24 protein-coding genes are annotated in these 26,742 nt (G+C 42.1%); 16 read left to right on the forward strand and 8 right to left on the reverse strand.

Annotated elements, in window-relative coordinates; genetic code table 11:
* Window positions 1–91 precede the first annotated feature (91 nt).
* Window positions 92–1,840 carry an IS1634 family transposase gene (locus tag BN3282_RS10840; RefSeq protein WP_059066375.1) on the reverse strand — a complete coding sequence of 583 codons (1,749 nt, stop codon included), beginning with the start codon at window positions 1,838–1,840 and terminating at the stop codon, window positions 92–94.
* Between the two features lie 295 nt (window positions 1,841–2,135).
* Here BN3282_RS10840 and ftsZ point away from each other — a divergent pair, with 295 nt between their 5' ends.
* The 7 genes from ftsZ (at window position 2,136) to BN3282_RS10875 (ending at window position 8,710) form a co-directional block, all read left to right on the forward strand.
* Entirely contained in the window at window positions 2,136–3,314 is a 1,179-nt protein-coding gene (ftsZ, locus tag BN3282_RS10845) for a cell division protein FtsZ (protein ID WP_059069096.1), read from the forward strand.
* A gap of 173 nt (window positions 3,315–3,487) precedes the next feature.
* On the forward strand, window positions 3,488–4,273 hold the full coding sequence (locus BN3282_RS10850; RefSeq protein ID WP_059069097.1) for a sigma-E processing peptidase SpoIIGA: 786 nt from the start codon (window positions 3,488–3,490) through the stop codon (window positions 4,271–4,273).
* Window position 4,274: 1 nt separating this feature from the next.
* The gene (gene sigE / locus BN3282_RS10855; protein WP_059069099.1) at window positions 4,275–5,015 is read left to right on the forward strand and encodes an RNA polymerase sporulation sigma factor SigE; all 741 of its coding nucleotides are present in this window, start codon (window positions 4,275–4,277) and stop codon (window positions 5,013–5,015) included.
* Window positions 5,016–5,072: 57 nt separating this feature from the next.
* Window positions 5,073–6,683: an MBL fold metallo-hydrolase RNA specificity domain-containing protein gene (locus BN3282_RS10860; protein WP_059069101.1), complete on the forward strand. Its 1,611-nt coding sequence runs from the start codon at window positions 5,073–5,075 to the stop codon at window positions 6,681–6,683.
* A gap of 190 nt (window positions 6,684–6,873) precedes the next feature.
* Complete coding sequence (sigG, locus tag BN3282_RS10865) at window positions 6,874–7,656, forward strand: RNA polymerase sporulation sigma factor SigG (protein ID WP_059069103.1); 783 nt, start codon at window positions 6,874–6,876, stop codon at window positions 7,654–7,656.
* A 120-nt stretch (window positions 7,657–7,776) separates the two neighbouring features.
* Complete coding sequence (locus tag BN3282_RS10870; protein WP_059069105.1) at window positions 7,777–8,454, forward strand: HAD family hydrolase; 678 nt, start codon at window positions 7,777–7,779, stop codon at window positions 8,452–8,454.
* Window positions 8,447–8,710, forward strand: a complete 264-nt coding sequence (locus BN3282_RS10875) for a hypothetical protein (protein ID WP_059069106.1) — start codon at window positions 8,447–8,449, stop codon at window positions 8,708–8,710. The genes BN3282_RS10870 and BN3282_RS10875 overlap by 8 nt, the downstream gene beginning before the upstream one ends.
* A gap of 17 nt (window positions 8,711–8,727) precedes the next feature.
* On the opposite strand, the gene BN3282_RS10880 is transcribed toward BN3282_RS10875, so the two are convergent.
* Window positions 8,728–9,159, reverse strand: coding sequence for an FMN-binding protein (locus BN3282_RS10880; RefSeq protein ID WP_059069108.1), 432 nt, complete (start codon window positions 9,157–9,159; stop codon window positions 8,728–8,730).
* 26 nt (window positions 9,160–9,185) lie between these two features.
* Here BN3282_RS10880 and BN3282_RS15225 point away from each other — a divergent pair, with 26 nt between their 5' ends.
* From BN3282_RS15225 to BN3282_RS10900, 4 genes are all read left to right on the forward strand, one after another.
* Entirely contained in the window at window positions 9,186–9,380 is a 195-nt protein-coding gene (locus BN3282_RS15225) for a hypothetical protein (RefSeq protein WP_205408544.1), read from the forward strand.
* Between the two features lie 32 nt (window positions 9,381–9,412).
* The gene (gene pth, locus BN3282_RS10890; protein ID WP_059069112.1) at window positions 9,413–9,991 is read left to right on the forward strand and encodes an aminoacyl-tRNA hydrolase; all 579 of its coding nucleotides are present in this window, start codon (window positions 9,413–9,415) and stop codon (window positions 9,989–9,991) included.
* 5 nt (window positions 9,992–9,996) lie between these two features.
* Window positions 9,997–13,353 (forward strand): transcription-repair coupling factor, encoded by a 3,357-nt coding sequence (gene mfd, locus BN3282_RS10895; RefSeq protein ID WP_059069114.1) that lies wholly within the window; start codon window positions 9,997–9,999, stop codon window positions 13,351–13,353.
* Between the two features lie 130 nt (window positions 13,354–13,483).
* Window positions 13,484–14,545: a SurA N-terminal domain-containing protein gene (locus tag BN3282_RS10900; protein ID WP_059069116.1), complete on the forward strand. Its 1,062-nt coding sequence runs from the start codon at window positions 13,484–13,486 to the stop codon at window positions 14,543–14,545.
* Window positions 14,546–14,659: 114 nt separating this feature from the next.
* Here the strand turns inward: BN3282_RS10900 and BN3282_RS10905 are convergent, their stop codons facing one another.
* The 3 genes from BN3282_RS10905 to BN3282_RS10915 all read right to left on the reverse strand — a co-directional run bounded on the left by BN3282_RS10905 (window position 14,660) and on the right by BN3282_RS10915 (window position 18,536).
* Window positions 14,660–15,145 (reverse strand): cytidylate kinase-like family protein, encoded by a 486-nt coding sequence (locus BN3282_RS10905; RefSeq protein ID WP_059069118.1) that lies wholly within the window; start codon window positions 15,143–15,145, stop codon window positions 14,660–14,662.
* Window positions 15,146–15,232: 87 nt separating this feature from the next.
* Window positions 15,233–16,435, reverse strand: a complete 1,203-nt coding sequence (locus tag BN3282_RS10910) for an FprA family A-type flavoprotein (RefSeq protein WP_059069120.1) — start codon at window positions 16,433–16,435, stop codon at window positions 15,233–15,235.
* Between the two features lie 352 nt (window positions 16,436–16,787).
* Window positions 16,788–18,536 carry an IS1634 family transposase gene (locus BN3282_RS10915; protein ID WP_059066375.1) on the reverse strand — a complete coding sequence of 583 codons (1,749 nt, stop codon included), beginning with the start codon at window positions 18,534–18,536 and terminating at the stop codon, window positions 16,788–16,790.
* 388 nt (window positions 18,537–18,924) lie between these two features.
* Here BN3282_RS10915 and BN3282_RS10920 point away from each other — a divergent pair, with 388 nt between their 5' ends.
* The gene (locus BN3282_RS10920) at window positions 18,925–19,272 is read left to right on the forward strand and encodes an arsenate reductase family protein (RefSeq protein WP_059069122.1); all 348 of its coding nucleotides are present in this window, start codon (window positions 18,925–18,927) and stop codon (window positions 19,270–19,272) included.
* 669 nt (window positions 19,273–19,941) lie between these two features.
* On the opposite strand, the gene BN3282_RS10925 is transcribed toward BN3282_RS10920, so the two are convergent.
* The 3 genes from BN3282_RS10925 to BN3282_RS10935 are packed head-to-tail and all read right to left on the reverse strand — an operon-like array spanning window position 19,942 to window position 21,786.
* Window positions 19,942–20,892: a DUF4097 family beta strand repeat-containing protein gene (locus BN3282_RS10925; RefSeq protein ID WP_059069124.1), complete on the reverse strand. Its 951-nt coding sequence runs from the start codon at window positions 20,890–20,892 to the stop codon at window positions 19,942–19,944.
* Window positions 20,889–21,473 (reverse strand): DUF1700 domain-containing protein, encoded by a 585-nt coding sequence (locus tag BN3282_RS10930; protein WP_059069125.1) that lies wholly within the window; start codon window positions 21,471–21,473, stop codon window positions 20,889–20,891. The genes BN3282_RS10925 and BN3282_RS10930 overlap by 4 nt, the downstream gene beginning before the upstream one ends.
* The gene (locus BN3282_RS10935; RefSeq protein WP_059069127.1) at window positions 21,466–21,786 is read right to left on the reverse strand and encodes a PadR family transcriptional regulator; all 321 of its coding nucleotides are present in this window, start codon (window positions 21,784–21,786) and stop codon (window positions 21,466–21,468) included. Before BN3282_RS10935 ends, BN3282_RS10930 begins: the two co-directional genes overlap by 8 nt.
* Before the next feature lie 213 nt (window positions 21,787–21,999).
* Between BN3282_RS10935 and BN3282_RS10940 the strand changes: the two genes are divergently transcribed.
* From BN3282_RS10940 to BN3282_RS10955, 4 genes are all read left to right on the forward strand, one after another.
* Window positions 22,000–22,671 (forward strand): response regulator transcription factor, encoded by a 672-nt coding sequence (locus tag BN3282_RS10940; protein WP_059069129.1) that lies wholly within the window; start codon window positions 22,000–22,002, stop codon window positions 22,669–22,671.
* On the forward strand, window positions 22,668–23,759 hold the full coding sequence (locus BN3282_RS10945; protein ID WP_059069131.1) for a sensor histidine kinase: 1,092 nt from the start codon (window positions 22,668–22,670) through the stop codon (window positions 23,757–23,759). Before BN3282_RS10940 ends, BN3282_RS10945 begins: the two co-directional genes overlap by 4 nt.
* Before the next feature lie 166 nt (window positions 23,760–23,925).
* Complete coding sequence (locus BN3282_RS10950; RefSeq protein WP_059069133.1) at window positions 23,926–24,690, forward strand: ABC transporter ATP-binding protein; 765 nt, start codon at window positions 23,926–23,928, stop codon at window positions 24,688–24,690.
* Complete coding sequence (locus tag BN3282_RS10955; RefSeq protein ID WP_059069134.1) at window positions 24,687–26,681, forward strand: ABC transporter permease; 1,995 nt, start codon at window positions 24,687–24,689, stop codon at window positions 26,679–26,681. The genes BN3282_RS10950 and BN3282_RS10955 overlap by 4 nt, the downstream gene beginning before the upstream one ends.
* Window positions 26,682–26,742: the final 61 nt, after the last annotated feature.

Below are 26,742 nucleotides of genomic sequence, written 5' to 3' on the forward strand. Positions count from 1 at the left end.
TCCCGTCTTTGACAGTTAGAAGAGAAAAAAACGGCTACAAACCCAGTAAATATGGGAGGTGTAGCCGTTTCTTGTCTTGCATCGATATGTGCTATATTTCAGGTCTTTTTAAAATTTTTGTATTTTTAATGATTGTTCGCATAGAGGCTTTCGTAATGATCTCGTAATCCGTACGGAATCCAAAACTCTGATGCAGAGCATCTGTAAGTTCCGTGCGAGTATACGAAGGAATATAACTACTGGCAGCACTTAAAAAGGTCATATTCATGGCCCGCAGAGTTTGGATGATCTGGTCACAAGTGAATCTGTTCCCAATCTTTTTCTCTAAGAGCCGATAAATAATCAGGCTGATATAGCAAGTCATGAAATGGGCTTTGATCCGATCTTCTCGGCGGACAAATGCGGGACGGGAGCCGAGTTCATCTTTCATGATCCGGAAGTTTTCCTCTATTTCCCAACGCTGCTGATTAATCCGGATGATATCACCCACGTCTCCTTCCAGATTCGTCACTACTGCGTAGAACCCATCATACATTGCTTCTTTTTCTATCTGTTCCTGATCAAGTCCATACACTGTTTTTTCAGCAATCTCTCCATCTTTGGTAACAGTCGTACGTTTTACAAACCGCATAGGGTCATTTTGGTTTGTTCCTTTTCTCTTTTTTCCTGGTGAATCCAAGATCTTTTGTGCCCGTTCAATCTGACATTCCCGGAGCTTTCTCTGGTAAGCAGCATATTTCGGAGAATAGGTAACAATCAGTGTCTCATCCATATCTCCTGTTATAAGGGGATATTCCTTATAGTAAACGGAGTTATAGATTTCTTCATCTGTTTCATCCAGTGTACGAAGGTCGATGAACTTCTGTGCTCCTATCTTGCGGAACTGTGTGGGATTCATCGCTTCTTTTCGCTCTTCCGCCTTCATTTTTTTCAGGGAATGTGTGATTACATAAGCCCTGTGGTTGAAACTGTTGAAGCGGCGGTTGTTGTGAGAACCCAATCCACTGTCTGAACAGAAAATAAATTCGCTGCAGTTGAAATCCCGGATGATCTTTTGCTCTAACGGTTTTAAAGTGGTCTGCTCATTCTGGTTTCCGGGAAAAATATCGAAAGACAGAGGAATTCCATCCGCATCCATAAATAATCCCATGGTGACAATCGGATTTGGTCGGTGTTCTTTGCTTTTGCCGTATTTGCGTAGTTCATCTTCCTGCTCGATCTCGAAATAGAAGTTTGTGCAGTCATAGTACAGGATTTTTTTGTTCCGGGGATGGACAAAGTTGGAATTCCGGTATAACTCACTTTGTATAAAATCGGATTCTTCTGCAATAACAGAAAGGGCGCGGTAAACATCCTGCAAATGATACTTTGGTGGTTCCAGCAGAGTTTTGCAGTACTCATAGCTTTCACGTTTACTGGAAGGATGGAGAATGCGTGCATAGATCAGATCCGTAAAAACAGCGAGCAGGTCATACTGATACTTGTGACGACTTTTGATCGACCGACAGATCTTATCCAGCCGGAGCTCTGTAACCAGAGACTGGAGAAAGAGATATCCGGTATTAAAAAGGCGCTGTTCATTTTTTAGGATGCGAGCTCCTTGTGAAAAGTCCACTGATACTTTTCCATTTTTCAGATTATAAAGTTCGGTTTCTTTCTTTGCCTCGTTTCTGGCCCACGCCATCATCTTATCCTTATCATTGTCGAATTGTGCGAGGAGATCGTTCATCTTTCCCAATTTTTTATAGATATGGGAGGAAGTTTTTCCATTCTCTTTGCGGAAGGACTGATAAATATATACATCTTTGTTGTTTGCACTACCTGTGATATTTACGTACATAAAAAACCTCTTTTCTTTTTATTATATCGCAACTAGCACAAACAAGCACTAATAAATTTAAAAAATTTGACAAAAAAAGTGCCTTTTTATAGGCATTGTAAGGTTTTTTTCTTTATTCAACTGTCAAACCCCCGAGAATAGGCAAAAGAGAATAAAAAGTGTGTGAAAATGCAAGAAAATACAAAAAAATCTATTGATTATTTGCTGAAAAAACTATATTATATACTTATTGGATTATATCGTTCAATATAGGGATGTATAAAAAATTAGTAGGACGACAAAGGAGGAAATACTCTTGTTAGAAATTAAAACGAATGAATCAGAAGCAGCTGCAAGAATTATCGTTGTCGGTGTCGGCGGCGGCGGAAATAACGCGGTAAACCGTATGATCGACGAGCAGATTGCAGGTGTGGAATTTATAGCGGTGAATACAGATAAACAGGCACTGCAGTTATGCAAGGCACCTACGCTAATGCAGATTGGAGAGAAGCTTACGAAAGGGCTTGGAGCAGGCGCACAGCCGGAGGTAGGCGAAAAAGCTGCAGAGGAAAGCGCAGAGGAGATATCTGCTGCATTAAAAGGTGCGGATATGGTCTTTGTAACCTGCGGCATGGGCGGCGGAACAGGTACAGGTGCGGCGCCTGTCGTAGCACGGATCGCAAAAGAGCAGGGGGCACTGACAGTCGGAGTTGTGACAAAGCCTTTCCGCTTTGAATCCAAGACGAGAATGTCTAATGCGCTTTCGGGGATTGACAGATTAAAAGAAAATGTAGATACGATCATCGTTATCCCGAATGATAAGTTATTGGAAGTGGTAGACAGAAGGACGACCATGCCGGAAGCCCTAAAGAAAGCAGATGAGGTACTGCAGCAAGGTATCCAGGGAATTACAGATCTGATCAATGTTCCTTCTCTTATCAATCTGGATTTTGCAGATATCCAGACGGTCATGAAGGACAAGGGGATCGCGCATATCGGTATCGGAGAAGGACGTGGAGATGACAAGGCACTGGAGGCGGTAAAGCAGGCGGTTGCAAGTCCGCTGCTTGAGACAACGATCCAGGGTGCCTCCCATGTGATCATCAATATTTCCGGTGATATAACTTTGATGGATGCTTCTGACGCGGCAGATTATGTACAGGAACTTGCCGGCGAGAGCGCAAATATCATTTTTGGTGCTATGTATGATGATACAAAATCTGATGAAGCAAGGATTACAGTTATTGCTACTGGATTACATAATGTGGGCGGGAGCGCTTCCAAGCTGAAGGCAAGATTGGAAGGACAGCAGAAAGTAGGTTCTATCCTGCCGTCAGGCGATATGCTTGGAAGAACTTCTGACGGAGAAAGGACTGCTGGAGGCTTTGCGAAAAGGACAACAGGCGGTACAATGCCGACTTTGCAGCAGCCAAGGACACCGTCTAGTAATGTAAAAGAGCAGTCTATTAAAATACCGGATTTCTTTAAGAAATAAACAGTAGTCTATAAAGCAGACAGCCTGTCCAGAAAGTGGACAGGCTGTTTTTTTTGTCGAAATATATTCCATATCTTATGTCAGTATCTGACAAATTTTCAAAAAGAACAAGATTATAATAGGCAGTGCTTGAGTGCTAAATCGATTTGTACCAAGGAGAAAGAAGGTGGAACATGTACTATGAGGTATACATAGACGTGTTATTTTTAGAAAACTTTATGATGGACTCCCTGCTTCTTCTTGCGATTCATACAATACGTAAAAGTGGAACGACACATAGACGTATTTTTGGGGGAAGCGCGGTGGGAAGCGTTCTTACCTGCATAGTGATTTCTCTGCCGCTTCCAGGAACTGTTAAATTTTTACTTTATCATATGCTGGTGAATACCGTTATGCTGAAAACGGGTATCAAGATGAAAGGAATAAAGGCACTGTTTAAAAATATATGTCTTTTATATCTTTTTTCTTTCCTGTTCGGCGGAGTCCTCCATTTTTTCCGTCCTTATATGAGAACGGCAAGCCTGTTTTTCTTTGTTGCTGCTGGCAGTTATTGTCTGTTGGTAAAGGGGTGGGAAATGTTGAGAAAGATGGAAAGAAAACAAAAAAATATATGCAAGGTGATCGTACAGACGGATACGGGAGAACATGAATTTAAAGCTCTGCTAGATACAGGGAATACATTGGAAGATCCGGTGACTGGAAAATCCGTAAGCATTATAGATAAAGAAGCCGCGAGAAAGCTGTGCGGAGAAGAACCGTTGAAAGGGTTTCACTATATACCATACCGATGTGTAGGCAAAGAAAGTGTAATGCCTGCTTTTCAGATAGACAAAATGTGTATTTGCGCAGAGGAAGAAAAATGGGTGTCAAACCCAGTACTTGGGATCGGAGAAGAAAGAATAGATAAGCAGGATGAATATCAGATGTTGTTAAATCCTGACATATTAGGAGGAATATAAGATGATTATAAAAGTCGCTGTACCACAGCAATTTAAATTAAAGGTAATACCGGATTTCCGAAGTCTTTTATTTACAAACCGCAAAGAAATACACTATATCGGTGGATCGGAAGTGCTTCCTGCTCCGTTGGATATAGAAAAGGAAAATGAGGTTATACAAAGATTAGGTTCTGAATATGATCAAGAGGCGAAGAAGCTTCTGATCGAACATAATCTGCGTCTTGTCGTATACATAGCAAAGAAATTTGATAATACAGGTGTCGGCGTGGAAGATTTGATCTCCATCGGGACGATTGGCCTGATCAAAGCTATCAACACTTTTGATCCGATGAAAAAAATCAAACTGGCAACGTATGCCTCCCGTTGTATTGAAAATGAGATCCTGATGTATCTGCGCAGGAACAATAAAACAAAACTGGAAGTTTCAATCGACGAGCCTCTAAATGTAGATTGGGATGGAAATGAACTGCTGCTTTCAGATATATTAGGGACAGAAGAAGATACGATCTATAAAGACCTGGAAAATGAAGCAGAGAGAAAGTTATTGGTCCGCGCGATCAACAAGCTGTCCAGCCGGGAGAAAATGATCATTAAAATGCGGTTTGGGCTGGATAATCCGGAAGGAAAAGAAAAGACACAAAAAGAGGTGGCTGATCTGCTTGGGATTTCGCAGTCCTATATTTCCCGTTTGGAAAAGAAGATCATGCAGAGGCTCAAAAGAGAGTTGGTGAAGTTTGAATAAAAGGGTGTATATCCCGTAAAAAGGTGATACAATAAGAAAAAAGGGTTGGTGAAGCTTATGAAATTGCACTTTATAGGAGCAGCCCATGAAGTGACGGGCAGCTGTCATTTTCTTGAAGCGGCGGGACAAAACATCCTGATAGATTATGGGATGGAGCAGGGACCGGATCTATATGAGAATCCGGGCCTTCCCCTGAAAGCGTCGGATATCGATTATGTCTTTTTGACACATGCACATATCGATCACTCCGGCATGCTGCCTAAACTGGTAAAAGATGGTTTTAAAGGGCAGATCATCACAACGTTTGCTACAGCAGACTTATGCAACATCATGCTTCGTGACAGCGCGCATATCCAAGAATTTGAGGCAGAGTGGCGGAACAGAAAAGGGAAACGTTCAGGTGCGCCTGTCTACGAACCGATCTATTGTATGCAGGATGCCTTGGATGCAATAGAATTGCTTGTTCCCTGCCAATATGGACAGCGGATCACCGTATGTGATGGGATCCAGGTGCGTTTTACGGATGTGGGACATCTGCTTGGTTCTGCCAGCATAGAAGTGTGGGCGACAGAAGGGGATATAACAAAGAAGATTGTATTTTCAGGCGATGTGGGCAATATCGACCAGCCCATCATCAAAGACCCTGGATATACAGAGAGCGCGGATTATGTCGTGATAGAATCTACTTATGGGAACAGGCTGCATACAACCGAAAAGATTGATTATGTGGGAGAGTTTACTCGAATATTAAAAGAGACATTTGAAAAGGGCGGCAATGTGGTGATCCCCTCTTTTGCTGTAGGCAGGACGCAGGAGATGCTGTATTTTATCCGGGAGATCAAAGAAAATAATTTGTTGAGTGAATTTCCGGATTTTGAAGTATATCTGGACAGTCCTCTTGCGATCGAGGCAACAAAGGTATTTACAAGAAATATGCGGGAGTGCTTTGATACGGAGGCTATGGAATTGGTCAATGCGGGAGTGAATCCGCTCGTTTTTCCGGGGCTTAAAGTTTCTACAACGAGTGAAGATTCTAAAATGATCAATTTTATAGAGAAGCCGAAAGTGATCATTTCTGCGTCCGGAATGTGCGATGCAGGAAGAATCCGCCATCACCTGAAACATAATCTGTGGAGACCGGAGTGTACGGTGCTGTTTGTGGGATATCAGGCAAACGGAACATTAGGACGCCGTCTGTTGGAAGGAGAAAAAAATGTGAAGCTCTTCGGAGAGGAAATAGAGGTGCGGTGCCGGATTGAAAGTCTGCACGGGGTCAGCGGTCACGCAGACAAAAACGGACTCCTTGCCTGGCTTAAAGGCTTTCGAAGTCCGATCGAGCACGTGTTTGTTGTCCACGGAGAAGATACAGTGACGGAAGAGTTTGCCGGTACGATAGAAGAAGAACTTGGAATAAAAGCATGGGCTCCTTATCCGTGCGGGCAGGCAGATTTACTTACGAACGAGATCTTAAACGAAGGAGTACGGATCCCAGTCAAGGAAAAGAAGGCAGAGCAGAGAAAGTCAGATTCTGCTTATGAGCGTCTGCTGAGAGCCGGAAGGCATCTGCTGGATGTGATCGCAGGAAATAGAGGATTATCCAACAAAGACGCAGCAAGGTTTGAAAGTCAGATACAGAATCTTGCAGAAAAATGGGATAGAAAAAAATAAGTGTCTGAAAAATAAAAAAAGATAGATGGTCTGTATTTCTGCCGAAAGAAGGATATTTTATTCGGAAGAAATACAGACCATTCTCTTTTGTCAAGGACTAAAAGTTTATAAAATTTTCTTTCTTTCCGCATATCTTGCGTCCGCAGTGAGAATCATTTTACTAGAAAATGTTTCTAGGAGGATTCTTAAAATGGCGTTAAATAAAGTGGAATTATGCGGAGTGAATACATCCAGACTGCCTCTTTTGAAGGAAGAAGAGAAAGAAGCCCTGTTCGTGCGCATCAAAGAAGGTGACGAACAGGCGAGAGAAGAATATATCAAAGGGAATCTGAGGTTGGTTTTAAGCGTGATCAAAAGATTTGCAGCCAGCAATGAAAATGCGGACGATTTATTTCAGATCGGCTGTGTGGGACTTATGAAAGCGGTTGATCATTTTGACCCAGACAGGATGGTGAAGTTTTCTACTTATGCGGTGCCAATGATCATAGGGGAAATCCGGCGTTATCTGCGGGATAATAATTCTATCCGGGTAAGCCGTTCCTTGCGGGATACGGCTTATAAAGCGATTTATGCAAAGGAAGGATATATCAAGAAGTATTTAAAAGAGCCTACTGTACAGGAGATAGCAGATGAAATAGGAATATCTAAGGAGGACATTGTCTTTGCCCTGGATGCGATCCAGATGCCTATGAGTCTGCAGGAACCGGTATACAGCGACGGTGGGGATACACTGTATGTGATGGATCAGGTAAGTGATAAGAAGAATAAGGAAGAAAACTGGATCGAAGAACTGTCGTTGGAGGCGGCGATGGAGCGTCTGAATGAACGAGAAAGGTATATCATCACCTTGCGGTTTTTTGAAGGAAAAACACAGATGGAGGTGGCGGAAGAAATCAAAATTTCACAGGCGCAGGTAAGCCGTCTGGAAAAAAATGCACTGAAGATAATGCGGCAATATCTTTTAGGAAAGTAGCAAGAGTAGTACGAAAGAAAAAAGAAGAAAAAATGTCCCTTTCTTAGTTGAAATTTCCTAAACTTCATACTATGATATTCATAGATTGTCAGTAAGATAAAGAAGGGATGAACGAAAAAGATGTACAAAGCTTGTATTTTCGATTTAGACGGGACACTGGCGGATACTTTGGAGTCACTGCTTTTTTCGGTGAATGAAACGTTAAAGGAGATGGGGCTGCCTTATATTACAAAGGATCAGTGCAGGAGATTTGTCGGCAATGGAGCAAAAGTACTGATGGAAAAAGCCATCGAGTCAGGCGGCGGGAGCGCAAAGGGGCGCATTGAGGAAGGTATGGAACGCTACAGACGTATATTTGACGCAAACTGCACATATCATGTAATACCTTATGAAGGAATAAAGACACTTCTTAATACACTTAAAAGCCGGAATATAAAACTGGCCGTACTGTCAAACAAGCCGGATGTCCAGGCTGGAAAAGTTGTCGAAGAGCTGTTTGGAAAAGGAATGTTTGACTGGATTCAGGGGCAGAAGGAAGGGGTTCCCAGAAAACCGGATCCTTCTGCAGCGCTTGCGATAGCAGAAAGTTTGGGAGCTGCGGCTGAGGAGACGGTCTATATCGGGGATTCAGAAGTGGATATTGCCACAGGCAGGGCGGCCCATATGCTGACAGTTGGAGTGGCATGGGGCTTTCGAGGAGCAGCTGAATTAGAGAAAATCGGAGCAGGCTGCATTGTCAGTTCACCGGATGAGATCGTACAGCTGATAGAGAAGAAGGAGGAAAAAGGGTATGAATGAGTATGATGAAGAATGTTTGCTTACTTTTTTGAAGAAGCAGTCTCAGCTATTTGACGAACCTGTTGCGGAGACACTAGAGGAGGCAGAGGCATTTCTGGAGGACTGCATGGCAGTGGTTGTAGACTCTCTGGATGAAGTAAAAGAATACTTTGAAGAGAGTGGAGTTGATGTGGAAGAAATGTCCAAGGAAGAATTAGAGGAAGCATCTGAAGTTTTTGCTCTTCCGGATGGAAAATATCTGATCGTAGAAGGTTAAAAAAAGAAAGGCCGCAGTTATCTGACTGCGGCTTTTTCAAGGGCTTCACTGATTGCATCCAGTATGATCTGCGAGGTATACGGTGTATCTTTAGAAAGTGTGATGCCTTCTAAAGATTGAGTATCATAGATTTGTTCTGCGATATCTTCTATGGCAGGCTGGATGAGAGGGAACATCGTCGCTACTGCTTCATCCAGATTGGAGAACCGAATGGAATTGATTCGAGATTCGTCTACGGATACTTCTACCTCCAGGTTTGTATTGTTTAGAGTGAGGGAAGAAGTATAGATACCCGGAGTATATTTTTTCGCGTCTGCATGTTTTTCATTTCCATCCGGTCTGAACATGACCACAAGCAGGATGATCAAGAGAATGGCAAGTGCCGCAAAGACAACGGTATAGATGATTTCTTTCATATGCAGGACGATGATTTTTGTTTTGGAACCCATAGAGTAACCTCCCAATGTATTTTTTTATGGCAGTGAAAACGGTATTTTCTGCCATAACAATGCTCTTCAAAGATCGTACTGCAGCGGAGGAAGTCGTACTGCGGCTGTCATCCGTTGCAGGAGAAGAACGTCAAAGAGCAGGATCCTTTTTTTATAAGTGTATGACGGAGAAAAGAAAAATATTCGTATCTTTACGTGACAAACAAGAGGCTATCCTGTAAAATGGTATCCGTAAAGTGAGAGGTGATAGAAAATGTTTATTATAGCAGGACTGGGAAATCCAACAAGAGAATATGAAGGAACTAGGCATAATGCCGGTTTTGAAGTAATAGATGCGCTGGCAGAAAAATATAATATAGCGGTAGACATAAAAAAACATAGAGCCTATATAGGAAAAGGAATCATAGCGGGACAGAAAGTACTTCTGGTTAAGCCGCAGACATATATGAATCTAAGCGGGGAGAGCATTCGAAGTCTGGTAGATTATTATAAGATAGATGAAACGGAAGAACTCCTTATTATTTATGACGATATCAGTCTGGATCCGGGACAGATACGGATTCGGGCAAAAGGAAGTGCGGGGGGACACAATGGGATCAAGAATATCATTGCCCATTTAGGAGATCAGGTTTTTCCAAGGATCAAGGTAGGCGTTGGGCAGAAGCCTCCGAGGCAGGATCTGGCAGAGTATGTGCTGGGACATTTTTCCGGAGAAGATAAGGAGAAAATGAAAGAAGGCTATGCACATGCGGTTTCGGCAGCAGAATTGATCCTCTCCGGTGAAATGGCGGCGGCAATGAACGAATATAATAGGAAAAAGAAGGATGAGTAGAGGACATGCAGGCTTTTTTAGCGCCGCTTAACGAACTTGCGGATTATCAAAAAATAAAAAAAGAGCGAAGAAAAGAAGAAGGATTGATACAGATTTCTGGATGTGTAAATTCACAGAAGACACATCTGATGTATGCGCTTGGCGATGGTTTTGGATACAAGATCATCGCTTTTTCCAGTGAGGAGAAAGCAAAAAAGGCATATGAAGAATATCGGTTTCTGGAGGAAAATGTCTTCTTATATCCGGCAAAAGATCTTTTGTTTTACCAGGCAGATATCAAAGGCAGCCTTCTGGTGAGCAGACGGATGGAAGTGCTGCGTGCATTGATAGAAAAGAAAACGGCAGATCCTGTTACTGTGATCACTACAATGGATGCTTTCTTGGATGGCTTGCCGTCTCCGGATGAAATTTTAAAGAGAAGAGTGCATATTACCAATACAGATACGGTGGATTTTTCAGAATTGCAAACAAAGCTTTCTGTCTTGGGATATGAAAGAGAAGAACAGATAGAAGGACCGGGGCAGTTTGCGGTACGCGGCGGTATCTTGGATGTTTATCCTCTGACGGGAGAACTGCCTGTACGGATTGAATTGTGGGGAGATGAGATTGATTCTATACGGACCTTTGACGTGGAAAGCCAGCGTTCTGTAGAGAACCTGGATGAAGTAGTGATTTATCCGGCAAAGGAGAGACTGGAAGAGGCGGAGAAAAGTGTTTCTTTTCTTGCGTATTTTCCAAGAGAGGACAGTCTGCTGTTTTTAGATGAACCGCTCCGCCTTATGGAGCATGCCAATGAGACGGAGGAAGAATATATTCACAGCCAGGAGAAAAGAGCGGATACGTATGCAGGTGAGACAGAAGAGAAACTTACGGTCTTTCCGGTGAAAAAAATTGCAGAAAAAATGAACCGGTATTTTGGCATTGCGTTTACGATGCTGGAATCGAAATGTGGTCCGTTTAAAGTGCGTGCGTCCTTTAGTTTCCAAGCAAAAGGAGTGAATCCGTATAACAATAGTTTTGAATTGCTGACGCGGGATTTAAAAAGATTGAAAAGAGCAGGATACCGTGTGGTACTTCTGTCTGGTTCACGGACGAGGGCAAAGAGGCTGGCAGAGGATTTGCGGGATTATGATCTGAGCAGTTTTTACAGTGAAGATATGGACAGAGAAGTAGAGCCCGGTGAGATCATGGCAGCATACGGTCACGTGGCGGAAGGATACGAATATCCGCTGTTGAAATTCATGGTGATCTCCGAAACAGATATTTTCGGAAAAAAGAAGAAAAAGAAAAAACGCCGTGCTTATGAAGGGCAAAAAATACAGGCTTTTACTGACTTGAAAGTGGGAGATTATGTTGTCCATGAAAATCACGGACTGGGGATCTATCAGGGAATTGAAAAAATAGAGATTGATAAAGTAACAAAGGATTATATGAAAATTTCCTATGCAGATGGGGGAAGTTTATATATTCTTGCAACACAGTTGGATCTGATCCAGAAATATGCAGGGGCAGACGCGAAAAAGCCGAAGCTGAATAAGCTGGGAACAAGCCAGTGGGCCAGGACGAAAAAGCAGGTCAGGGGAGCTGTACAGGAGGTGGCGAAAGATCTGGTAGAATTGTATGCGAAGCGGCAGCAGTCCGAAGGATATGCCTATGAACCAGATACAGTGTGGCAAAAAGAATTTGAAGAGATGTTTCCCTTTGAGGAAACAGAAGACCAGCTCCATGCCATTGAAGATACAAAGCGGGATATGGAAAGTACCAAGATCATGGATCGCCTGATCTGCGGAGATGTAGGGTATGGGAAGACGGAGATTGCTATACGGGCGGCATTCAAGGCGGTGCAGGAGGGACGGCAGGTTGTCTATCTGGTGCCGACGACCATTTTGGCACAGCAGCATTATAATACCTTTAGCCAGCGGATGAAAGATTTTCCTGTGCGTATCGACCTATTGTGCAGGTTCAAGACAACACAGCAGCAGAAAAAAACAGTGGAGGATTTAAAAAAGGGACTGGTGGATATCGTGATCGGTACACACCGCGTATTGTCTAAGGATGTGCAGTATAAAAATCTGGGCTTGCTGGTCATAGATGAAGAACAGCGTTTCGGGGTCACGCACAAGGAAAAGATCAAAAAGTTAAAGGAAAATATAGATGTCTTAACCCTGACTGCCACACCAATCCCCCGCACACTTCATATGAGCCTGATCGGCATACGGGATATGAGTGTGCTTGAAGAAGCGCCTATGGATCGGATGCCGATCCAGACCTATGTGATGGAATATAATGATGAGATGGTGCGGGAGGCGATCGTGCGGGAACTTTCCCGTAATGGACAGGTGTACTATGTATATAACCGGGTGACAGATATTGCGGATATTGCAGGCCGGATACAGAAACTGGTGCCGGAAGCGACCGTGTCTTTCGCGCATGGGCAGATGAATGAACGTCAGTTGGAAAATATCATGTATGATTTTATCAATGGAGAGATCGATGTGTTAGTATGTACGACGATCATTGAGACAGGTTTGGACATATCCAATGCGAATACGATGATCATTCATGACGCAGACCGTTTGGGGCTTTCACAGCTATACCAGCTTCGCGGAAGAGTAGGCAGGTCAAATCGTATGGCATATGCCTTTCTTTTGTATCGCAGAGATAAGCTATTAAAAGAGGTGGCGGAGAAGCGTTTGGCGGCGATACGGGAATTTACTGATCTGGGTTCTGGTTTTAAGATCGCCATGCGGGATCTGGAAATTCGCGGAGCCGGCAATCTGCTTGGTGAGGCACAGCATGGACATATGGCGGCGGTAGGGTATGATCTATACTGCAAAATGCTCGGTGAGGCAGTACGGCAGCTGAAGGGAGAAGCAAAAGAAGAAGTGTTCACCACAACAATGGATTTAAATGTAGACGCTTATATACCAGAATCGTATATTCCAAATGAATATCAGAAGCTGGATATATATAAACGAATTGCGGGGATTGAAAATGAAGAAGAGCTGGAAGACATGACAGAGGAACTTTTGGATCGCTTTGGGGATATTCCCAAACGTGTGCAGCAGCTTTTAACAATCGCGGGGCTGAAGGCCCTGGCACATTCATGTTATATCACCTCTGTAGAACAAAAAGGAGATGAGTTAAAGCTTACGATGTATGAAAAAGCAAGATTGGATCCACGAAAGATACCGGAGCTCTTGAAAAGATATGCAGGCAGTCTGGCATTTAAAAATGAGGAACCTCCCTATTTTCTGTATGTGAAGAAAGGAAGAAATGGGCAAAAGAAAACAGACTCCATACTGGATGTGGTGAAAAAGCTGTTGACAGATATGGAAATGCTGAAAACAGAGGAAAAATAAAGCAAAACTTCAAAAGGGAAGTAAAAATTTTGCAAAGGGTTGTCTGTCTGTAAAAAACAAGGTATAATATATAAGTTATCCGGGATGTCAGGGGATATTCTGACCGGAGAAATCTACTTAGGAGGATGTTATGAAAACGTGCAGGAAGAAAATAGTTATCGCAGCGGCAGCGGCCGCTTTGCTAGTAATCGGACTTGCAGGATGCAGCGGCCCCGGAGATGACGCAGTTGTTGCGGAAGTGGGAAAGGAAAAGATTACCTTTGGCGTAGCAAATTTTTATGCAAGAATGCAGCAGGCCCAGTATGAGACATATTATGCAGGGATGATGGGAACTACACCGGAAGAGATGTGGACGCAGGCATCCGGAGAAGATAAGACATATGAGGAGACGACGAAGGAGACGATCCTTGAAAATCTGGAGAATATGTATATCCTCTCCCAGCATGCGGAGGAATACGAGATAGGTATCACGGAAGAAGATAAAAAGGCGATGGAAAAGGCCGCGGGTATATTTGACGAGGATAATACCTTGGAAGATAAGGATATGGTATCCGGGTATAAGAAAAATATAGAAGAAGTATTGAAGCTGGCGACGATACAGGCTCGGATGCGGACTGCGATGACAGCGGACGTGGATACGGAGGTTTCAGATGAGGAAGCTGCGCAGAAAAGTATGCAGTATGTATTCTTTTCCTATACATCTGCCGATGAAAGCGGGAACACGGTTGCGCTGACAGAGGAGGAAAAGAAAGCATTGCAGACAACAGCGCAGGAATTTGCAGATGCTTTGGGAGCGGACGAGGCAAAAAATATAGAGGCAGCAGCAGCTAATGCAGGAATAGAGGTGCAGACGGCTACCTTTGACGCGGAATCGACCAGTCCTCATGCAGATCTGGTGGCAGCGGCAGATGCTTTGGAAAATGCAGGAGACATTACAGGACCGATCGTGACAGACGGCGGTATTTATGTGGCGAAATTGACCAGCCTTTTGGACAGAGAGGCAACCGACGCGAAAAAGACAAGTATCGTGGAGGAACGTAAGCAGGAACAGTATAATTCTCTTATGGAACAATGGCGGAAAGATACTGAGATTAAAGTGCATAAGAATGTCTGGAAGAAAATAGATTTTGAAGATCAGGGTGTGACGATCGTCGAAAGTCAGGAAGAATATACAGACGAGGCAATGGAATAGCAGAAAGTTCCGTTGTGAGAAGAAAAGACACTGCTTTTCTAAAAAGAGAAGCGGTGTCTTTTCTTACATAAAACCTGAAATATCTCTACTTCATACGTATAGAATAGATAGATATCAGATATATTCCATTTTTTCAAAATAATGCATTAGGATATCAGGACAGTTATCCACCCCGAACTGGGATGTATCCAGAATCATGTGATAATCATTTACATCTCCCCAGGTTTTTCCTGTATGTTCGTAGTAGTAAGCGGCACGTTGTGCATCTGTCGTTTCTACTAATTCTTTTGCTTGTTCGTAAGAAAGAGAATATAGAGCCATAATCCGTTGGATACGGTCTTCCTTATCTGCACATACAAAAATATTCAGTACATTCCATTTGTCTTTGAGGATATCGGAAGCGCAGCGTCCCAGTATGATACAGGGGTGTTCGGCAAGTTTGCGTATGGCCTGCGCTTCGCTTTCGTACAGATGGTCATTTAGCTGCTGCTCAATGGCAGCTTTATCATAGACAGGAATATGAAGCCGTTTGGAAAGCTCAGCGGCAATAACACTTGCGCCGGTTCCAAAACGGCGGCTCATTGTAATGACTAACTTCATAATAACTCCTCCTTTGTATATGCTGTACATTATACCATTAAATTCTAAAAAAATGAAGAAATATCTATTGGAGTTTTTAAGCTATAGTTATTTAAGTTCTTCAGCTATTTTTTTAGCCAGTTCTTTTAAAGCTTCCATATGATCTTCTTTTAAAGATGATTTTATCGTAAAGTTATCTGTGATCAGACGAGTATTTTTCATTTCTTTCAATTTTGCCTCCATCAGTTTGGTAGACTGGGGCGCCCAGCTTCCGTTTCCAAGTACGGCAAAGGTCCTGTTCTGGACAGACAGCGCCTGCATGTCTTCCAGATACGTGTTCATCAGAGGATAGATGCCGTTATTGTAAGTAGGAGCGGCCAGGATGATGTGGCTGTATTTGAAGGTATCGGAAATTAACTCAGAAACATGGGTCTTGGAAATATTATGGAAACAAATATTTTTTACGCCTGCTTCTGCAAGAAAGGAAGCAAATACTTCCGCCATGTTTTCCGTATTGCCGTACATAGAAGCTGCGGCGATCATGACTCCTTTTTCTTCCGGTTCATATTTACTCCACAGATCGTATTTTTCCAGAATATAGGAGAGATTATTTCTCCAGATAGGTCCATGGAGAGGGCAGAGCATTCTGATATCCAGTCCGGCCGCTTTTTTCAGGACATTTTGTACTTGCATACCGTATTTGCCGACGATATTTGTATAATATCGTCTTGTCTCGTCAAGCCAGCCATGGTCAAAGTCGATCTCGTCAGTAAACAGATTTCCGTTTAACGCTCCAAAAGTTCCGAATGCGTCGGCAGAAAAGAGAATCTTATCTGTTTCATCATAGGTCATCATGGCCTCCGGCCAGTGTACCATAGGAGCCATGACAAAGCGCAGAGTATGTCTGCCGAAATTTAAAGAATCCCCTTCTTTGACTGTGATTGTTTTACCTTCTGTTTCCAGATCATAAAACTGATGGATAAAAGGGAAGGTTTTTATGTTTCCGATGATCTTCAAATCAGGGTAGCGCCAAAGAAGATCTTCGATCAAGGCACAGTGGTCCGGTTCCATATGGTTTATGATGAGATAGTCTAAAGGGCGGCCATTCAAAGCCGCTGTGACATTTTCCAAAAACTGCCGGCTGATCGCGGCGTCTGCAGTGTCTAAAAGAACGGTTTTCTCATCTAACAATAGATAAGAATTGTAAGATACGCCTTTAGAGAGTGGAAAAATATTTTCAAACAACTCTAGACGTCTGTCGTTTCCACCTACCCAGTATAAATCTTCAGTGATTTTTCTGTAATTGTGCATATATAGGATCCTCCTTTTATTCTCCTAGACAATAAGCCTGGCAGACATGTAGATATTACTCATTAGCAGACTGTCGTGGGAGATTTAACATTTAAAATAGTACTGATAAGCTTTACTGCCGTTTCTATTTTAACATAAAAGTTGAAATTAGCAAGATAGTTACCTGTTTTCGTACAAAAACTATTTTACCAATTATTCTTAGCTATATTTGCGCGAGAATAGAAAGAGAAGAATTGTAATTAGAGGAAAAATGAATTATAGTCCCGTCTTTGACAGTTAGAAGAGAAAAAAACGGCTACAAACCCAGTAAATATGGGAGGTGTAGCCGTTTCTTGTCTTGCATCGATATGTGCTATATTTCAGGTCTTTTTAAAATTTTTGTATTTTTAATGATTGTTCGCATAGAGGCTTTCGTAATGATCTCGTAATCCGTACGGAATCCAAAACTCTGATGCAGAGCATCTGTAAGTTCCGTGCGAGTATACGAAGGAATATAACTACTGGCAGCACTTAAAAAGGTCATATTCATGGCCCGCAGAGTTTGGATGATCTGGTCACAAGTGAATCTGTTCCCAATCTTTTTCTCTAAGAGCCGATAAATAATCAGGCTGATATAGCAAGTCATGAAATGGGCTTTGATCCGATCTTCTCGGCGGACAAATGCGGGACGGGAGCCGAGTTCATCTTTCATGATCCGGAAGTTTTCCTCTATTTCCCAACGCTGCTGATTAATCCGGATGATATCACCCACGTCTCCTTCCAGATTCGTCACTACTGCGTAGAACCCATCATACATTGCTTCTTTTTCTATCTGTTCCTGATCAAGTCCATACACTGTTTTTTCAGCAATCTCTCCATCTTTGGTAACAGTCGTACGTTTTACAAACCGCATAGGGTCATTTTGGTTTGTTCCTTTTCTCTTTTTTCCTGGTGAATCCAAGATCTTTTGTGCCCGTTCAATCTGACATTCCCGGAGCTTTCTCTGGTAAGCAGCATATTTCGGAGAATAGGTAACAATCAGTGTCTCATCCATATCTCCTGTTATAAGGGGATATTCCTTATAGTAAACGGAGTTATAGATTTCTTCATCTGTTTCATCCAGTGTACGAAGGTCGATGAACTTCTGTGCTCCTATCTTGCGGAACTGTGTGGGATTCATCGCTTCTTTTCGCTCTTCCGCCTTCATTTTTTTCAGGGAATGTGTGATTACATAAGCCCTGTGGTTGAAACTGTTGAAGCGGCGGTTGTTGTGAGAACCCAATCCACTGTCTGAACAGAAAATAAATTCGCTGCAGTTGAAATCCCGGATGATCTTTTGCTCTAACGGTTTTAAAGTGGTCTGCTCATTCTGGTTTCCGGGAAAAATATCGAAAGACAGAGGAATTCCATCCGCATCCATAAATAATCCCATGGTGACAATCGGATTTGGTCGGTGTTCTTTGCTTTTGCCGTATTTGCGTAGTTCATCTTCCTGCTCGATCTCGAAATAGAAGTTTGTGCAGTCATAGTACAGGATTTTTTTGTTCCGGGGATGGACAAAGTTGGAATTCCGGTATAACTCACTTTGTATAAAATCGGATTCTTCTGCAATAACAGAAAGGGCGCGGTAAACATCCTGCAAATGATACTTTGGTGGTTCCAGCAGAGTTTTGCAGTACTCATAGCTTTCACGTTTACTGGAAGGATGGAGAATGCGTGCATAGATCAGATCCGTAAAAACAGCGAGCAGGTCATACTGATACTTGTGACGACTTTTGATCGACCGACAGATCTTATCCAGCCGGAGCTCTGTAACCAGAGACTGGAGAAAGAGATATCCGGTATTAAAAAGGCGCTGTTCATTTTTTAGGATGCGAGCTCCTTGTGAAAAGTCCACTGATACTTTTCCATTTTTCAGATTATAAAGTTCGGTTTCTTTCTTTGCCTCGTTTCTGGCCCACGCCATCATCTTATCCTTATCATTGTCGAATTGTGCGAGGAGATCGTTCATCTTTCCCAATTTTTTATAGATATGGGAGGAAGTTTTTCCATTCTCTTTGCGGAAGGACTGATAAATATATACATCTTTGTTGTTTGCACTACCTGTGATATTTACGTACATAAAAAACCTCTTTTCTTTTTATTATATCACAACTAGCACAAACAAGCACTAATAAATTTAAAAAATTTGACAAAAAAAGTGCCTTTTTATAGGCATTGTAAGGTTTTTTTCTTTATTCAACTGTCAAACCCCCGAGATTTAACATTTAAAATAGTACTGATAAGCTTTACTGCCGTTTCTATTTTAACATAAAAGTTGAAATTAGCAAGATAGTTACCTGTTTTCGTACAAAAACTATTTTACCAATTATTCTTAGCTATATTTGCGCGAGAATAGAAAGAGAAGAATTGTAATTAGAGGAAAAATGAATTATAGTAGAGAATAGTACTGGAACAGTGGAAAACTTTATTCCTGTATACCGGCACAAAACATGAAAGAGGAGAGAACGATGCTATTTGTATATTATCCAAAATGCAGTACATGTCAGAAAGCAAAAAAATGGCTGGAGGCAAAGAATATTTCATTTCAAGAAAGAGATATTAAAACAGAGAATCCTTCAGCGGCGGAAATTGAAGAATGGTATAAAAAAAGTGGCCTTCCGTTGAAAAAGTTTTTTAATACAAGCGGAAAACTCTACAAAGAAATGCAGTTAAAAGAAAAGCTGACTGCCATGAGTGAGAGAGAGCAGCTGGAGTTACTGGGACAAGACGGGATGCTTGTAAAACGTCCCATAGTTGTGACAGAAAAAGAAGTCTTGGTAGGATTTAAAGAAAAAGAGTGGGAAGGAAAACTATAAATTTAACTGACGAACTGCCTTATAGAGAAAGAGTAAAATTTATTATAGAAGGTACGCAAAGAAACACTATGTCAGAACACAGGACAGGACCCGCTTTACCTCATCCGTTCGAGTGATTCTAAGCACAGAACATCGACGTGTCCATTGGGACACGCAGATGTACTGCGCTAAGAACCAGGCGAACTGTATTCGGAACGCTCCTGTCAATGCCCTGCTTATCTGACATAGTGGTTCTTCGCTGTCTCTTCCAATCAGAAGGGAATAGATACTTCTGCTTGGAAGTTTGTAGCAGCGTGAAGTCGATTTTTTAAAACAGGAACATGAACTTAAGCGGCGAAAGTGTATGCATGAAATGTGCACTCATTCGAGCATACCGCAACACATGCCTTTCAGGCAGGCGTGCTATGCACGATAAGGTATGTTTTGCGTGAGCGAGGAATTTCGGTGCAACCCTGACGAGCGATGTAAAATACACATTTCATGCGCCCTTTTGTCGTTTGACTTCCTATTTCTTTTGGATACTTCCGCAGTGTCAGCTCAATTCCGCTTACGCTTCATTTCGCTATCGGCTATCGCCGAATGAAAAGGAACAGCTCACACCCTGTTTACATGCAAGCATGACACAGGGTGTGAGCTGTTCTTTTCGCACTGCTTGTTGCTTCCTTAAATCTATAAAGTCTTGATTTCTATATCTCCGGAGTCTACTGTGATATGGATTGCTTTATCTGCTTTTCCTTCAGTCTTATAGTAGTCTTCTCCATCTTCCTCTTTAGAGTAATATCCCTTTGCGGCATTTTCTGGAAGCAGGATATTTCCAAAGTCGGCGGCCAGGTCAAAGGAGTAGCTGTCAAGTGGTTCGGCGAGCAGAAGCTCGATGTCTCCGAAATCATTTTCTCCGGTAAAGGAATCTAATGCGGCCGCTTCCATTAGGAAATCTCCGGAGTCTATGTATACAGAGGCTTCCTTACCTGAGAAATCTTTCAGTGTAGAATCTCCGAAGTTATTTGCCAGAGAAAGAACCTCCGCATGGACAGATTTTGCGGAAATATCTCCGCTATCCATTTCCAGAGTCAGATCTTTAAAGGAGGAATCTTTCATTGTTAAGTCTCCAAAGTCAAGAGACATAGACGCTGTATCGGCGGAGACAGAGGAAATGGTAAGATTGCCCGCATCATTGTAAATATCTAGAGTTCCAAGTGGGACATCTTTGGGAATATATACATTGCAGTAAGCGTCTGTCTGTGTTGCCTGCCAATTAAAATCAAAGCTAAAAGAAAGAGAAGTACCGTCCTGGCCCAGATATAGCGTATTATTTTTTACTTCACAGGAAGGTGTATTGTAGTCTCCGTCTAATACATATTCCACATAAAAATTTTGATCATCTGAAGGAAGAAGGCAGACATCCGCCATAGAATCTATGTCGATCTTTATATTTTTAAAAGGCTGTGTTTTTTCTTTTTCCTGTCTGTATTCCGTTTGAGATGACGCGGAAGCGATTCCTTTTTTAGACCAGGAAATACCGGGGAGCCCTCCGATTGCAAAACCGATACCTGTGAAAAGAAGTCCGGCAGCCATTAAGGAACAGGAGAGAAGCAGCATGCGTTTGGTTGTTTTTTTCATTTTTTACGTCCTCCTTTTGTGATTTTTCCGAGTGAACAAGTCATCTTTCTCAGAAACCATGTAGTCAGGAAAATAGTGCCATATATGCAGAGGATCCCTGCGCCAAGAGCAAAGATTCCTATCCCTAAATTGCACAGTCCGTCAGGAAATGTGCGGAACAAGAGGATCACTCCGCCTAATATGCTCAGTATTCCGCCTGCCGCAACAGCCACTGCGGAAAAAATGAGAGAAAGCAGAACAGCAAATACAGTGATGAGCAAAGCCACTGCCACGATGATAATGGCAAGTGCGAGCGGCAGCGCGATAGGTGCGGCGCATACGCCCAGGATACCTACCCAGACAGCAGAAATCCCCTTTTTCATTGTCTTTGGCGGTTCTTTACTATTTTGTCCAGCAAGCTGCATGATAAGCTCTTTGGCAGCTTCTTCAGGAGAACCTAGATCTGTGATCGCCTGCTGTTCATTTTCAGGACCGGCTTCTTCAAAATATTCATCAAAATATGCAAGCGCCTTGTCATAATCCTCTTTTGGAAGACGGCGTAGTTTTCCTGCCAGTTGTCTCATATACTCTTTTTTAGTCATTTGTAATCCCTCCCTTTATGATGTCGTCTATGATCGCTTTGTATGTTTCCCATTCTTTTATAAGAGCTTGCTGCTGTCTGCGGCCATTGTCTGTAATAGAATAATACTTACGGTTTCGTCCCTGATACTGCATGTCATAAGCTTCTACCAATTGATTTTCCTGAAGCCTTTTTAAAATCGGGTAGAGCGTAGAATCCTTTGTATTGGAAACCCGTTTGATGATCTGGCTTATCTGATACCCATACGTGTCTCCTTCGGCAATGACAGATAAGACGAGAAAATCCAGCATAGGTGCGTTTGGAGTAAATGTCATAGTACACCGGTCCTTTCTATATGATTTTTTAATATATATAAAGAAAAAATATATATTAAATTTAAATATATTATATAAAGTATAATATATAAAGTCAAGAGGTATGTGGAAAATAAATTAAAAAGTACATCTTGTTGAATACTCATGAGATAGAGTATAATGAAAAACAGATTTCACACGGTTGCTCATAGAGCGAAAAAACAGGAGGCGCATATGTATAAGATCTTAATAGTAGAAGACGACAGGACAATTGCACAGAGTTTGAAAAGGCACTTGGAAAAGTGGGATTATACCGTATGTACTGTACGGGATTTTCATAATGTGATGGAAGAATTTGTCTCTTTCGGACCAGAGTTGGTTTTGATGGATATTTTGCTCCCTTTTTATAACGGATACCATTGGTGTACAGAAATAAGAAAAAATTCTAGTGTCCCGATCCTTTTTCTTTCTTCTGCCAGTGATAATATGAATATTGTCATGGCAATGAATATGGGGGGCGATGATTTTATCGAAAAGCCTTTTGATCTAAATGTATTGACAGCGAAGATCCAGGCAATACTCCGCAGAGCGTACTCCTTCCAAGGGCAGGCGAATCTTCTGGAGAGGGGAGGCGCTTTTTTAAATCTAAGTGACGCTACACTGACGTATCAAGAAGAAAAGATAGAGTTGACAAAAAATGATTTTAAAATTTTGAAGGTGCTTATGGAAAACGCCGGGAAGATCGTAGAAAGGGAAGAATTGATGCAGCGGCTGTGGGAAAGCGACACCTTTATCGATGACAACACGCTGACTGTCAATGTGACAAGGATACGTCGAAAATTAGAAGAAATCGGTTTATATGAATTTATTAAGACAAAGAAAGGAATCGGGTATCTGATAGAATGAAAAAGACAAGTATAGCGTATGTAAAAAAATGCTGGAAAAGGCTCTTGTTTTATTTTGGTTTTTTGGGGCTGATTTATCTGGTCCTGTATTTATATAATATCAGGCAGGACGCGTTAGGCTATATGGTCTTGTTGGGAAGCTTTTTTTGTGTCTTGGCAGAGACAGCGGGGGTTATCCGTTACAGGAGGCATTATGGAAAATTGTTTCAAGCGGTAAAAGGAATGCCGGACGAAATGGGAGATTTTCCCAAGGCTGATGATACGATAGAAGAGACGTACCAGGAAAGAATGATGGAACTATATGAAGAAAAGAACAGGCTGGAATCTGAAATGCGCATCGGGCGTCAGGAGATGCAGGAGTATTATGGACTGTGGGTACATCAGATCAAAACACCCATTTCTGCAATGAATCTGCTACTCCAAACCATGGAAGAAAACGATAGAGCGCAAAGGAAAGAGGCAGTAAAAGAATTAAAAGTAGAATTGTTTAAGACAGAACAATATGTGGAAATGGTCCTTACCTATTTGCGAATGGAAGATATTTCTTCTGATATGCTGCTCTATTGGTATAGAACAGATACACTGGTAAAGCAGGCGGTGCGTAAATATTCACAAATGTTTATCTTAAAAAAGATAAAATTAAATTATACAGAGTGCAGCCGGATGGTGCTTACTGATGAAAAGTGGATGGTATTTGTGCTGGAACAGATTTTATCCAATGCTCTAAAATACACAAAAAAGGGTTCTATCTCCATCTATACAGAACCAGAGGAAGGTTTGGAATCTGAAGATCGCTGTGTACAGAAAAGTACGCAGGAGACAGAAGTACAGAATATAAAAGAAGGCGGTGTGCTTGTAATAGAAGATACAGGGATCGGGATCAGCGCTGAGGACCTTCCACGTGTATTCGAAAAAGGTTTTACCGGATATAATGGAAGGCAGGATAAGAAATCTACAGGAATCGGATTGTATTTATGTAAATCGGTCTGTGAAAAATTAAATCATACAATCCGCATTTATTCTGTCCAGGGAAAAGGGACCAAAGTGAAAATAGGTCTGTCGCGCAGGGAACTACACTGTGAAGAATAAAAAATTTTGTCCAATATGACAAAAATGTAAGGATTGGTATGGAGATTGTAAGGGAAGGCTATGGCAGGACAAAAGCGTATTTCTTTATAATGTAAGAAGATCCGGCAGTATGCAGCGTGTCTTACATCCGGATCCTTGAGAAGAAAATGAAGAAAGGCGGTATACCATGGCACTATTAGAGGTAAAAAATGTAAAGAAGATTTATACAACAAGATTTGGAGGAAATAAAGTCCAGGCTTTAAAAGATGTCAGCTTTTCTGTGGAACCACAGGAGTATGTGGCGATCATGGGGGAGAGCGGTTCGGGAAAAACGACACTGCTTAATATTCTGGCAGCATTAGATAAACCGACCAGTGGGAGAGTTTATTTAAAGGAAAGGGATCTCAGTCAGGTAAAAGATCGGGAGATGGCGGCGTTTCGCAGACAGAATCTGGGGTTTGTATTTCAGGAATTTAACCTGCTGGATACATTTTCGCTGGAAGACAATATTTATCTTCCGTTAGTCCTGGCCGGTAAGAAATATGAAGAAATGCATAAACGTCTTCTGCCGATCGCAAAACAACTGGGGATCATGGATATTCTAAAGAAATATCCCTATGAGGTATCGGGAGGACAAAAGCAGAGAGCGGCAGTTGCAAGAGCGCTTATCATAAAACCGCAGCTGATTTTGGCAGACGAGCCGACAGGAGCCTTGGATTCACGATCTTCAGATGAACTTTTGCAGTTATTTACTCAGATCAATCAGAATGGACAGACGATCTTGATGGTTACACATAGTGTAAAAGCGGCAAGCAACGCAAAAAGAGTGTTGTTTATCAAAGACGGGCAGGTTTTCCATCAAATCTACAGAGGATGCCAGACGAATGAAGAAATGTATCAGAAGATCACGGCTGCGCTTACCGTCCTGTCAACAGGGGGTGAGTTAAAGTGAGTATAGCATTTTATTTTAAGCTTGCATTTACAAATTTAAAGAAAAATCATAAGACCTATATTCCATATCTTTTGACATGCATCATCACGATCATGATGTTTTATTGTCTGAGTGCTGTGGCCAGAAACTCCGGGCTGGATCAGATGAATGGAAGTGAAAGCCTCAAGGTGATCTTAAAATACGCGGTTTGGGTAACCGGGATTTTTGCCGCTGTTTTTCTGTTTTATACGAATAGTTTCCTCATTAAACAAAGGAAAAAGGAATTTGGCGTATATCAGGTACTGGGGATGGACAAACGAAATCTGATAAAGATGGAGGTCTGCGAGACGCTGATCACGATAGTTGTGAGTTTGACAGCGGGGCTTTCGATGGGGATGCTGTTTGGCAGACTGATGTTTTTGCTTCTTTTAAAGATGGTACAATTTCCGGTACCGCTGCGCTATTCGGTTGAACCCGCAGCACTTTTGCAGGGAGCGCTTCTGTTCTTAGGGATTTTCGCGGCAACGCTTCTTACGAATCTATTTCAGGTAGGCCGCGTAAAGCCGGTCGATTTACTCAAAGGCGAAAATACGGGAGAGAAGGAACCAAAAACAAAGTGGTTGTTCGTGCTCATTGGAATTATGACTCTGGCGGGTGGATACTATATTGCTCTTGCGACAGAAGACCCACTGGTGGCTATTTTCCAGTTTTTTATAGCGGTCATATTAGTCATCATAGGGACATACTGTTTGTTTATGACAGGGAGTATCGCTCTTTTAAAAATATTAAAAAAGAAGAAAAAATATTATTATAAGACACGGCATTTTATCTCTGTTTCCGGTATGATCTACCGTATGAAGCAAAATGCCGTGGGACTTGCAAATATCTGTATCATGAGTACGATCGTACTGGTTCTGATCTCTATGACAGTATCGCTGTATGTAGGAATAGACGATATTGTGTCTACACGGTATCCGACCGATTTTAAAACAGAGCTCTATATGCCGGAAGAAGGGATGAAGGAGAAGGCGGATCAGATTGTAAAAGAAGAAGCAGAGTCGGAAAATGTTAAGATAAAAAATCTGGCAGAATATACGTCGGGAAGTCTTGCATGCATGTTTGACGGCAAGGATACGATAGAAGTAGATATGACAAAAGTGGAAGGGGAGATTTCTAATGTGGCAGAAGATTACTATTGCTTGCTGATGCTTACAGTCGCCGATTATAACGCCCTGCAAGGCAAGAACGAAAAACTTTCAAAGGAGCAGGCGCTTGTTTTCGTATCGGGTCCTAAGGCATATACAGCAGATACGCTTAAACTGGACGGCAAAACATATGAAGTCAAAGCAAAAAATACAAAAACCGCAGTGAAAAACAGCACATTGTCTTCGGTGATCAAAACCATTTATGTGGTCATGTCGGATGAAGCACAAATAGAAAATCTGGTGCGAACCTATGGATTGGAAGGGGCAAATGGTTTAAGCTATACGATCGAATTTGATCTGATCGGGGAAAAAGAGGCGATGCGCAATGCAATGAAAAATATGGAAGATAGGCTTTCAGAAGAAATCGGGGAAAGTGCAGCTGCGGAGATACGGCAGGAGCATAAAGAAGATTTTCTTCAGATCGACGGAGGTTTTTTGTTTTTGGGCATCTTTGTAGGAGCGCTGTTTTTGATGGCAACGGTACTGATCATCTATTATAAACAAATATCAGAGGGGTACAGTGACCGGGAACGATATCAGATCATGCAGAAAGTCGGCATGGATAAGCGGGAAGTCGTGCGCTCTATAAAAAGCCAGGTCATGACCGTATTCTTTCTGCCTTTAGCAGGCGCAGTACTGCATCTGGCCGTTGCGTTTAAACTTATGGCTAAACTTCTGGAAATCATGTATCTTACCAACGTGCCGCTGTTTGCCGCGTGTACAGGTGTGACAATATTGGTGTTTGTCGTGTTCTACGCAATCGTATTTGCAGTGACATCCAGAGAGTATTATAAAATTGTAAGATAGGAAAAAGCATGGTATAATAGGGACACTCTAAGCCGGTAAAGTAACAGGCATGAAAATAGAA

The sequence above is a fragment of the Mediterraneibacter massiliensis genome (assembly GCF_001487105.1).
Lineage (GTDB): Bacteria > Bacillota > Clostridia > Lachnospirales > Lachnospiraceae > Mediterraneibacter > Mediterraneibacter massiliensis.